The 9,195-nt window shown below is 71.3% G+C and carries 10 protein-coding genes; 4 read left to right on the top strand and 6 right to left on the bottom strand.

The genetic code is table 11. The annotated features are described in order from the left end of the window. Both ABZ478_RS39050 and ABZ478_RS39045 read right to left on the bottom strand, forming a co-directional pair. The coding region (locus ABZ478_RS39050) for a maltotransferase domain-containing protein (protein ID WP_359557528.1) at window positions 1-600 on the bottom strand (600 nt) is incomplete at its 3' end. Window positions 601-707: 107 nt separating this feature from the next. Then, window positions 708-1,007 (bottom strand): DUF5133 domain-containing protein, encoded by a 300-nt coding sequence (locus tag ABZ478_RS39045; RefSeq protein WP_358932865.1) that lies wholly within the window; start codon window positions 1,005-1,007, stop codon window positions 708-710. A gap of 302 nt (window positions 1,008-1,309) precedes the next feature. Between ABZ478_RS39045 and ABZ478_RS39040 the strand changes: the two genes are divergently transcribed. Both ABZ478_RS39040 and glgX read left to right on the top strand, forming a co-directional pair. Beyond that, window positions 1,310-1,822: a pep a2 gene (locus tag ABZ478_RS39040; RefSeq protein WP_358932863.1), complete on the top strand. Its 513-nt coding sequence runs from the start codon at window positions 1,310-1,312 to the stop codon at window positions 1,820-1,822. Then, window positions 1,819-4,017 (top strand): glycogen debranching protein GlgX, encoded by a 2,199-nt coding sequence (glgX, locus tag ABZ478_RS39035; protein WP_359557526.1) that lies wholly within the window; start codon window positions 1,819-1,821, stop codon window positions 4,015-4,017. Before ABZ478_RS39040 ends, glgX begins: the two co-directional genes overlap by 4 nt. Before the next feature lie 5 nt (window positions 4,018-4,022). On the opposite strand, the gene ABZ478_RS39030 is transcribed toward glgX, so the two are convergent. Then, window positions 4,023-4,835 (bottom strand): VOC family protein, encoded by an 813-nt coding sequence (locus ABZ478_RS39030; protein WP_359557525.1) that lies wholly within the window; start codon window positions 4,833-4,835, stop codon window positions 4,023-4,025. A 127-nt stretch (window positions 4,836-4,962) separates the two neighbouring features. On the opposite strand from ABZ478_RS39030, the gene ABZ478_RS39025 reads away from it, so the two are divergent. After that, window positions 4,963-5,277, top strand: coding sequence for an ANTAR domain-containing protein (locus tag ABZ478_RS39025; protein WP_359557524.1), 315 nt, complete (start codon window positions 4,963-4,965; stop codon window positions 5,275-5,277). Between the two features lie 3 nt (window positions 5,278-5,280). Here the strand turns inward: ABZ478_RS39025 and ABZ478_RS39020 are convergent, their stop codons facing one another. Continuing rightward, window positions 5,281-6,072 carry an RNA polymerase sigma factor SigF gene (locus tag ABZ478_RS39020; protein ID WP_359557530.1) on the bottom strand — a complete coding sequence of 264 codons (792 nt, stop codon included), beginning with the start codon at window positions 6,070-6,072 and terminating at the stop codon, window positions 5,281-5,283. Between the two features lie 425 nt (window positions 6,073-6,497). On the opposite strand from ABZ478_RS39020, the gene ABZ478_RS39015 reads away from it, so the two are divergent. Continuing rightward, window positions 6,498-7,022 (top strand): hypothetical protein, encoded by a 525-nt coding sequence (locus ABZ478_RS39015; RefSeq protein ID WP_359557522.1) that lies wholly within the window; start codon window positions 6,498-6,500, stop codon window positions 7,020-7,022. A 6-nt stretch (window positions 7,023-7,028) separates the two neighbouring features. On the opposite strand, the gene hemC is transcribed toward ABZ478_RS39015, so the two are convergent. Together hemC and ABZ478_RS39005 are read right to left on the bottom strand one after the other, a co-directional pair. After that, the gene (gene hemC, locus ABZ478_RS39010) at window positions 7,029-7,964 is read right to left on the bottom strand and encodes a hydroxymethylbilane synthase (RefSeq protein ID WP_359557520.1); all 936 of its coding nucleotides are present in this window, start codon (window positions 7,962-7,964) and stop codon (window positions 7,029-7,031) included. An 84-nt stretch (window positions 7,965-8,048) separates the two neighbouring features. Continuing rightward, window positions 8,049-8,819 carry an NPP1 family protein gene (locus ABZ478_RS39005; RefSeq protein ID WP_359557518.1) on the bottom strand — a complete coding sequence of 257 codons (771 nt, stop codon included), beginning with the start codon at window positions 8,817-8,819 and terminating at the stop codon, window positions 8,049-8,051. Window positions 8,820-9,195 lie beyond the last annotated feature (376 nt).

Below are 9,195 nucleotides of genomic sequence, written 5' to 3'. Positions count from 1 at the left end.
GTACAGCGCCCGCTCCCGCTCCACCAGCAACGGCATCGCCTCGGACGCCGTCACCAACTCCCGCAGCGGATACCGGGACAGCACCCCCTCCACCTTCGCGGACAACGCGGGCTTCAGACGGTGGTGCACCGACCGCGTGTCGTCGCCGAGGGCGTGCGCGGCCTCCAGGACCAGGACCCGCTCCGGCCCCTTGGGCACCCCGGCGGCGGCCCGCTCGTAGAGTTCGGCGCCCTCCTCCAGCACCAGGCCGGTGTCGATGCCCGCCGGGATCTTGACGGAGGCGGTGTGCCGCCAGGTCGCCAGCGGATCGCTCCACGCCTCCACCCGGAAGGTCCAGCGGCCGGTGGCGTCCGGCGTGATGTCGGCGCCCCACACGTCGCTGCCGGGGGACAGCTCCCGCATCGGCGTCCAGGGGCCACGACGGCCCTTCGGATCCCGCAGGACCACATTGGCACCGACGGCGTCATGCCCCTCCCGGAACACGGTGGCGGTGACCTGGAACGTCTCCCCGGTCACCGCCTTCGCCGGGCGCCTGCCGCACTCCACGGCCGGCCGGACGTCACGTACCGGTACGCGGCCGATGGCCGGGGTCCTGCGCATGGTTCTCACCTCCGCCGTGCGCGAAGCCGGGCCCAGGGCCCGGCTTCGCGGTCCGATGCACGTCCGGCTGCTGCCGGTCCGTGGGGAACGCCATGTACGGTGCCAGGTCATGGGCTTGGCGCCGTGGAACGCCGCTCCGAAGGCGGCGCGCGCCGCGCCGCCCGGCCCGGCTGGGGCCGGCCGTCCTGCTCGCGCAGGTAGCCGGCCAGACTGGAGCGCAGATAGCGCTCTGCCGCGTCCGCTGCCTCCCGGGCGCAGCGCTTTCCCATCAGCACGCACAAGGTGTAGCCCGAGTCCTCGAAGGTTGCCCGGACGGTGCGGTCGTGGGGCGAGGCGAGCATCACGCGCTCCCAGGCCCGGTAACGCCGCAACTGCCTGGCCACTTCGGCCTTGGCGGGTAGCAGCATGACCCTCTTCACCTTCCACGCTCTCGACTGGGCGCGTTCCCGACGGTCGGGTGGTGTCCGCGCAGGGGTGGGCACGGAACCGTTACGGCGATCGAGGCTTTCACTCATGGTGCACGTACAGACACGCACCGTCCTGTTGGAACTTCAACCATCAGGCCGTTCGGGACGCTCGTGTTGCACGAATGGCGTAGCGACCTCACTGTGGGAGGTGACTCAGAAGCGATAACTGCTCACGCTCGGTGTCCGGGATCCCTCCCGGACGGTGAGGGAGCGAGAGCCTCGCCGGTGAGGAGCAAGCGACGATGAAGACCGCAGTGCCCTGCTACTACCACATCGATGTGGAAGTCAGCCCGGAACGGGTGGGACAGGTCAGCCGCATCCTGGGCGCCCACCTCCGCTACTGGGACCTCGACAACCTCGTGGACCCCGTCCGCCGCGGTGCCGAACTGCTGCTGCGGGCGATCGACCAGCACGCCACGGACAAGACCATGTCGATCGAGATGTGGTGGAACGGCCAGCATCTGATCACGGCGGTCGGTGGCGACGACCGCGCTCTGCGTCCGGACCAGGACCTGCGGGCCTGCCTGGCGGACATCGCCGCCATGAGCGACGGATGGGGCTGCTGCGCCTCGGAGACCGGAAGCGTGATCATCTGGTTCTCGCAGCGTGCCCGCACCGGTGAGCGCGTCCCGCTGGTCCCGACCGCCCCGGCGCCGAGCCTCACCGAGGGTCTGCAGGTGCCGCGCGAGCTGCGGGTGGCCGCGCTCGCCGCGCCGGCGACCGCCGCGGACGGCGTCCTGGAGGGCGCCCGGTGACGGCACGGAAGTCACGGAAAGGGGTGCCCGTGTGGAGCGGGCACCCCTACCCCTTGGGGGCCGTGTTCGACGGCGAGGGCACCAACTTCGCGCTGTTCAGCGAGGTCGCCGAGCGCGTCGAGCTGATCCTGGTCGACGACGCCGGCGCCGAGACGCCCGTCCCGCTGCACGAGGTCGACGGCTTCGTCTGGCACGCCTACCTGCCCGGCGTCGGCCCCGGCCGGCGCTACGGCTACCGCGTCCACGGACCCTGGCAGCCGTCCCTCGGCCACCGCTGCAACCCGGCTAAGCTGCTGCTCGACCCGTACGCCCGCGCCGTGGACGGTCAGATCGACAACGACGCCTCCCTGTACGAGCGTGTCCCCGACGGCCCGTCCCCGGCCGACAGCGCCGGGCACTCGATGCTGGGCGTGGTCACCGACCCGTACTTCGACTGGGGCGACGACCGCCCGCCGCGCCGCTCGTACGCGGACTCCGTCATCTACGAGGCCCATGTGCGCGGCCTGACCCGCGCCCACCCGGAGGTCCCCGAGCGGCTGCGCGGCACCTACGCCGGTCTCGCGCACCCCGCGGTCATCGACCACCTGACCTCGCTCGGCGTCACCGCGGTGGAGCTGATGCCGGTCCACCAGTTCGTCCACGACGGCGTCCTGCAGGACCGGGGCCTCGCCAACTACTGGGGCTACAACACCATCGGCTTCTTCGCCCCGCACAACGCCTACGCCGCCTTCGGCAGTTCGGGCCATCAGGTCAACGAGTTCAAGGCGATGGTGAAGGCGCTGCACGCGGCCGGCCTCGAGGTCATCCTCGACGTGGTCTACAACCACACCGCCGAAGGGAACGAGTTCGGTCCCTCGCTGTCCTTCCGGGGCATCGACAACGCCTCCTACTACCGGCTGGTCGACGGCGACTGGGCGCACTACTACGACACCACCGGCACCGGCAACAGCCTGCTGATGCGCCACCCCTACGTGCTCCAGCTCATCATGGACTCGCTGCGGTACTGGGTGACCGAGATGCACGTCGACGGCTTCCGCTTCGACCTCGCGGCCACGCTGGCCCGGCAGTTCCACGAGGTGGACCGGCTGTCCGCGTTCTTCGACCTCATCCAGCAGGACCCGGTGATCAGCCGCGTCAAGCTGATCGCCGAACCCTGGGACGTGGGCGAGGGCGGCTACCAGGTGGGCAACTTCCCGCCGCTGTGGTCGGAGTGGAACGGCCGCTACCGGGACGCCGTACGGGACTTCTGGCGCGGCGAGCCCGGCTCGCTGGGCGAGTTCGCCTCCCGGCTGACCGGATCGTCCGACCTCTACCAGCACAGCCGCCGCACACCGCGCGCCAGCGTCAACTTCGTCACCGCCCACGACGGATTCACCCTGCGCGACCTCGTGTCCTACAACGACAAGCACAACGAGGCCAACGGCGAGGGCAACCGGGACGGCGAGAGCCACAACCGGTCCTGGAACTGCGGGGCCGAGGGCGACAGCGACGACCCGGCCGTGCTGGAGCTGCGCGCCCGCCAGCAGCGCAACCTGCTGGCCACGCTGCTGCTGTCGCAGGGCATCCCGATGCTCTGCCACGGCGACGAACTCGGGCGGACCCAGCGCGGCAACAACAACGCCTACTGCCAGGACAACGAGGTCTCCTGGGTCGACTGGGAGATCACGGACGAGCAGCGCTCGCTGGCCGACTTCACCCGGTACGTGATCGGTCTGCGCGCCCGGCACCCCGTGCTGCGCAGACGCCGCTTCTTCCACGGCGAGACCCCGACCAACGCCGGACAGCCGCTCCCCGACGTGATGTGGCTGCGGCCCGACGCCCGCGAGATGACCGAGCGGGACTGGCACCGCGAGGACGCCCACTCGATGGGCGTGTTCCTCAACGGCGACGCCATCGCCGAACGCGACCCGCACGGCCGCCGCGTGGTCGACGACTCGTTCCTGCTGCTGCTCAACGGCTACTGGGAACCGGTCGTCTTCCGCCTGCCCGACGAGTCCTTCGGTGAGCGCTGGACGACCCTGATCGACACCGCCGACCCGGACGGCATCCCCGACGAGCGGGAGCGCAAGGCCGGCACCCGGCTGCGGGTGGAGCCGCGCAGCCTGACCGTCCTCTCCCGCCCGGCCCGTGACCCGCACCCGGCCCGCGGCACCCGCGGGGCCCGGGGCACCCGCCCGGCCCGCGGCACCCGCTGAATCGGTCAGCGCGGGCCGCGGGAGGAGGTGACCGTGAACTGGGCGCCGTCCGGGTCGCGCAGGATCGCCTCCTGCTCGTCCTCGCGCAGCACGCTGCCGCCGTGCTTCTCGGCGGTGCGGGCGCAGCCGGTCACGTCGTCCACCGCGAAGTGGATCTGCCAGTGCGGCCGCACGGACGGGTCCGGGGCCGCCTCGACCGCGCCCGAGTCGATGCGCGCCACCACGTCGCCCCGGCTGCGCAGCACCACCTCGCCGCCCTCGTACTGGACCTCGCAGCAGCCCGGCTTGCCGGTCGCCCAGCCGAGGATCTCGCCGTAGAAGATCGCCGAGTCGAAGGCGTTGCGGGTGTGCAGCCGGATGAAGGTGGGGGCCGCCTGACGCCAGGCCTCCCAGTTGCCGACCAGCTCGCCCTGCCAGATGCCGAAGGTGGCCCCGTCCCGGTCGGCGAGCAGCGCCGCCCGTCCCGGCGGGAAGGACAGCGGCCCCACCGCCGCCGTACCGCCTCGCTCCCGGGCCCGGGACACGGCCTCGTCGGCGTCGGGCACCGCGAAGTACGGGGTCCAGGCCACCGCCATCTGCCACATCGAGGCGACCGCGGCGATCCCGGCCACCGGCACCCCGTTCGCCAGGGCGATGCGGAAGTGCTCGCCGAGCTTGGCGCCGCGCCATCGCCAGCCCAGCAGGGCCGAGTAGAACTCCTGGGTCGCGCCCAGATCGCGGCTGGTCAGGCTCACCCAGCACGGGGCGCCGAAGACGGAGTGCGTCGAGACGAGCTCACGCGTCCTCGTCCCGCCACCGGCACGCTTGTCATCGTTCATGGCTGTCGCGTCCTGAGTCTCGGGGCCCGGCGGCCACCGCTCACGCACCAGTGTCCAACCGGAAGGGCCTGAAGTGCGCGTCGAGTACCCCGGTGACGATCGTCCAGGCGGGTGACAGGATGGGTGCATGACGCACAGCGACGCGGACCGGATCGTCGAGCTGGAGGCGGAGGTCGATCAGCTGAAGGAGGCCGTGGTCTCCCACGCCGTCGTCGACCAGGCCATCGGGATGATGGTCGCTCTCGGCCGGGTGACTCCGGACCAGGGGTGGCAGGTGCTGAAGGACGTCTCGCAGCACACCAACATCAAGCTGCGCAACGTGGCGGAGCTGATCGTCATCTGGGGCCGCCGCGGCGAGATCCCGCCCGACATCCGCGCCGCGCTGGAGGAGAGCCTGGACGGTTACGGGCCCACCCAGGTGCCGGGGACGGCGAGGGACTGAGCCTCAGCCCGCCTCCGCGAGCAGTTCCTCGCGCAGCCGGTCGAAGCAGCCGCTCAGCAGCCGCGAGACGTGCATCTGCGAGATACCCAGTTGCTCGGCGATCCGGCTCTGCGTCATCCCGCCGAAGAACCGCAGGTAGAGGATGGTGCGCTCGCGTTCGGGCAGAGCCGCCAGACACGGTTTGACCGCGGCCCGGTCGATGACCAGGTCGAAGCCGGGGTCCGGTGAGCCCAGGGAGTCCCCGAGCGCGTAACCGTCCGTGCCGGCGACCTCGGCGTCCAGGGACAGCGCGGAGAAGCACTCCAGCGCCTCCATGCCGGTGCGCACCTCGTCCTCGCTCAGCCGGGTGTGCGCGGCGATCTCCGTGACCGTGGGTGCCCGGCCGGGTGTGGTCTGGGCCAGCTCCTTGAGAGCGGCGCGGACCCGGTTGCGCAGGTCCTGCACCCGGCGCGGCACATGCAGGGTCCACATGTGGTCGCGGAAATGGCGCTTGATCTCGCCGGTGATGGTGGGCACCGCGTACGCCTCGAAGGCCCGGCCGCGGGCCGGGTCGTAGTGGTCGACGGCCTTGACCAGGCCGAGCGCGGCCACCTGGTAGAGGTCCTCGAGGGATTCTCCGCGACCGCGGAACCTTACGGCGATCCGCTCGGCCATGGGAAGCCAGAGCCGGACCAGCTCGTCCCGGAGCGTCTGACGCTCCGCGCCCTCGGGCAGGCTCGCGAGCCGCTCGAAGGACCTGCCCGTGTCAGGGGCGTCGTCGTGGGGGTGAGGCCTGGTGCTGCCAGTGACAGGCATCGCGCGCACCTCTCTCAGCAGGTGCTGATCGACAGACACCGTGGGAGGGTGCGCTCGGATGCTGGAAGGTACACCGGGGCGCCCGGCCGGAACCGGCTCCCACGGACGTGCCTCCTGTCCGAAGCACTCAGTACGCATTCCCCCTGTCGGGCATATCAAAACAAAACGACCCATTCGGGTCGCCATCGGGCAGTCTCCCGGCCCGCCGGGCCGCCCGGTGTCCCGGCCCGCCGGTCCCGCCGCGGACGTGATGTGCGGCACGCACCCGGACCCCGACCGGGACCCCGCCGGAAGGGTTTCTCCTGGGCAGGGCTTGATCACCGATCAAAGCGGGCGAACCCGCTGGCCACAGCGCATTCCGCTCATTTGACAGTGCGCTCGGCACACAGATAGACAGCAGCTCTCGAAAGGTGGAGAGGGGCATTGTGTACGAGCCGAACGTGGTCGGGGACTGGCAGGAGTACGACGAGCATGCCGGCCTGCGCATCCGCGTCCACCGCCTTGAGGCGGCCGAGCCGCCGCGCGGACGCGACGACGCCGCCGCGGGTCTGACGTACTTCAGTCTCCGGGTGACGATCGAGAACCGCGGCTCGCGGCACTACGGCATCCACCTCGAGGACGGCCAGCTCGACGTCCGGGTCGGCCCGGACGGTGAGGGCGCCTTCATCGACTGGCGCAACTCCCAGTTCATCGAGGGCTTCGACGTCTATCCGCTGCGCCGGGCCACCGCCGTGCTCTACGCGGCCGGTCCCGAGGCGTCCCTGACGCACGTGGACGTCCAGGTGCAGCTGCGGGTGGACGAGGAGTGGACCGAGCGCAGGCTGTGGGCCGGCGGCATCGGCGTGCTGGAGGCCACCGCGCCCGCGGCCCCGGCGGCCGGCGCGCAGAGCAGCCTGGCCCACCAGGTGAGCGCCTTCCTCAAGGAGCAGACGGAGCCGGGCGGCGCCTGAGCCGGGTCAGTGCGGGATGCCGTCGATGATCTCCCGCGCCCCCTGCCGCAGCAGCGACACCGCGACCGAGGTGCCGAGCGTGGCCGCGTCGAGCCGGCCCGCCCACTCGTGGGCGTTCAGCCGGGTCTTGCCGTCCGGGGTGAACACGCAGGCCCGCAGGGAGAGTTCGCCGCCTCGGTCCACGCGCGCGTAACCGGCGATCGGGCTGTTGCAGTGGCCCTGCAGCACATGCAGGAACATCCGCTCGGCCGTGGCCTCCCGGTGCGTATCCGGATCACCGAGACCGCTGATCACGTCGATCAGCTCGGTGTCGCCCTCGCGGCACTGCAGGGCGAGGATGCCCGCGCCGATCGGCGGCATCATCGTCTCCGTGGACAGCACCTCGCTGATCACGTCCGCACGGCCGATCCGCTCCAGACCGGACACCGCGAGCAGCAGCGCGTCCGCCTCGCCGGCGGCCAGCTTGGCCAGCCGGCGGTTGGCGTTGCCGCGGAACGGCACGCACTCCAGGTGCGGGTGCGAGGCGGCGAGCTGGGCCACCCGGCGCACCGCGGAAGTACCGATCCGGGTGCCCTCGGGCAGCTCGTCCAGGGTGAGTCCGCCCGGGTGGACCAGCGCGTCCCGTACGTCGTCCCGCTTCAGGAACGCGGCGAACACCGTGCCGGCGGGCAGTGGCCGGTCGGCGGGCACGTCCTTGACGCAGTGCACCGCGAGGTCCGCCTCCCCGGCCAGCAGGGCCGCGTCCACCTCCTTGGTGAACGCGCCCTTGCCCTCGACCTGGGACAGATCGCCGAGCCACTTGTCCCCGGTCGTCTTCACGGGGACGACCTCGGTGCGTACCCCCGGGCGCAGTACGCCCAGCTCGGCGCGTACGCGCTCGACCTGGGCGAGGGCCATCGGCGAGTCGCGGGAGACGATACGGATCAACTCGGGCACGGACATGGTGGACACCATAGACCCTCACGGGCGCCGCTTCCCACGCTCCCCCCTGGACGGCCGTAAGCCGGCGGCGCCGGCGGTGAGGCGTCAGGCGTTCGGGTCGAAGGGGATGCCGGAGGGTTTCGCCGAGGCCAGGTGGGAGACGAAACTCCCGTCCTTCAGACCGAAGTTGGCGCTGCCGAAGTCGTAGGAGCCCAGTTTGTCGCGCAGCCCCGCCGGATAGCCGTTCCAGCCGACCAGCGGCGGGTACTGCCAGGTGTGCTCGTGGTTCTCCGGCGGCTCGTCGCCCGCGTTGGCCGGCCGGAAGCAGTGCGTACCGATGCCGTCCTTGTGGTAGACGACCTTGGGGTGGCCGCCGTCGAAGCGGACCTCGGAGACCGGGTGCACGGTGAACGAGCCGTGGTTGGACGTCGACACGTACCGCACCTGCCCGTCCTGCACCCACACCACGACGTGCTCCCAGTCGTGCCGGTGCCCGCCGATGCTGCTGCCGGCCAGCGCCTGGTCCTTCTCGAAGTACAGGCCGTAGAGGTAGCCGCACCAGCCGTTGTCGCACTTGTAGCGTGAATAGCTGTTGGTGTTGTCCAGGTCGGAGGCGTCGTGGCAGTTGCCGTTCAGCGCGCCCGTCGGGTTCAGGCCGCCGTTGACCGTGCCGTCCGGCCCGATGGCGGGCGTCGGGTAGCAGCCGTCGGTGTCGTAGTCGAAGGCCGGCTGGTACGCCAGTTCCGCGGGCTCGGCGTTGCGGGGCAGGGCGGCGGGCGGTGCGGCGAAGGCGGCGGAGGGGAAGGCCACGACGAGAGCGGCGGCACCGGCCGGCGCGGCGAGCCAGCTCCGGGGGCGGATACGCGGCGAGGGCATGGGGGGACCTCCAACTGCGGTGGGGAGCAGGAGAGTTCAGCATCCCGGCCCGGCATCCCGCTGCCAAGGGGTCACAGGAGTCACAGAAGTGAAGGACCGTGGAACAGCCGCGTAGAGGCCCTTTCGTGTGGATCACGCCGGGCTCGCGGGGCCTGGCACCGCGCCTCGCCGCGTTGTCGTCGGTTGCCATGGCTCCGCAATGGCGCCCTCCTCCGCCTTGCGAGACACGGCACCAGACCCCGCTCCCTGATCCGGCCTGATCCACACGAACCGGCCTAGCCGCAATACCGGTGATTTAGGTCGTTTTCCGGCTGGTCGAGGTGGCTCTGGTGGGCCCGACCAGCCGGACCGTCGGGGTGTCTGGCCGTGGTGGGCT

This window comes from Streptomyces sp. NPDC005706 (genome assembly GCF_040631045.1).
In the GTDB taxonomy this organism is placed as follows: domain Bacteria; phylum Actinomycetota; class Actinomycetes; order Streptomycetales; family Streptomycetaceae; genus Streptomyces.
This window is presented reverse-complemented; position numbering and strand designations above follow the sequence as displayed.

What these genes read in the sequence shown, in the direction of transcription:
- ABZ478_RS39045 (WP_358932865.1), bottom strand. Translation starts at nt 1,007, where the DNA reads ATGCTGCTACCCGCCAAGGCCGAAGTGGCCAGGCAGTTGCGGCGTTAC.
- ABZ478_RS39040 (WP_358932863.1), top strand. Translation starts at nt 1,310, where the DNA reads ATGAAGACCGCAGTGCCCTGCTACTACCACATCGATGTGGAAGTCAGC.
- ABZ478_RS39030 (WP_359557525.1), bottom strand. Translation starts at nt 4,835, where the DNA reads ATGAACGATGACAAGCGTGCCGGTGGCGGGACGAGGACGCGTGAGCTC.
- ABZ478_RS39025 (WP_359557524.1), top strand. Translation starts at nt 4,963, where the DNA reads ATGACGCACAGCGACGCGGACCGGATCGTCGAGCTGGAGGCGGAGGTC.
- ABZ478_RS39020 (WP_359557530.1), bottom strand. Translation starts at nt 6,072, where the DNA reads ATGCCTGTCACTGGCAGCACCAGGCCTCACCCCCACGACGACGCCCCT.
- hemC (WP_359557520.1), bottom strand. Translation starts at nt 7,964, where the DNA reads ATGTCCGTGCCCGAGTTGATCCGTATCGTCTCCCGCGACTCGCCGATG.
- ABZ478_RS39005 (WP_359557518.1), bottom strand. Translation starts at nt 8,819, where the DNA reads ATGCCCTCGCCGCGTATCCGCCCCCGGAGCTGGCTCGCCGCGCCGGCC.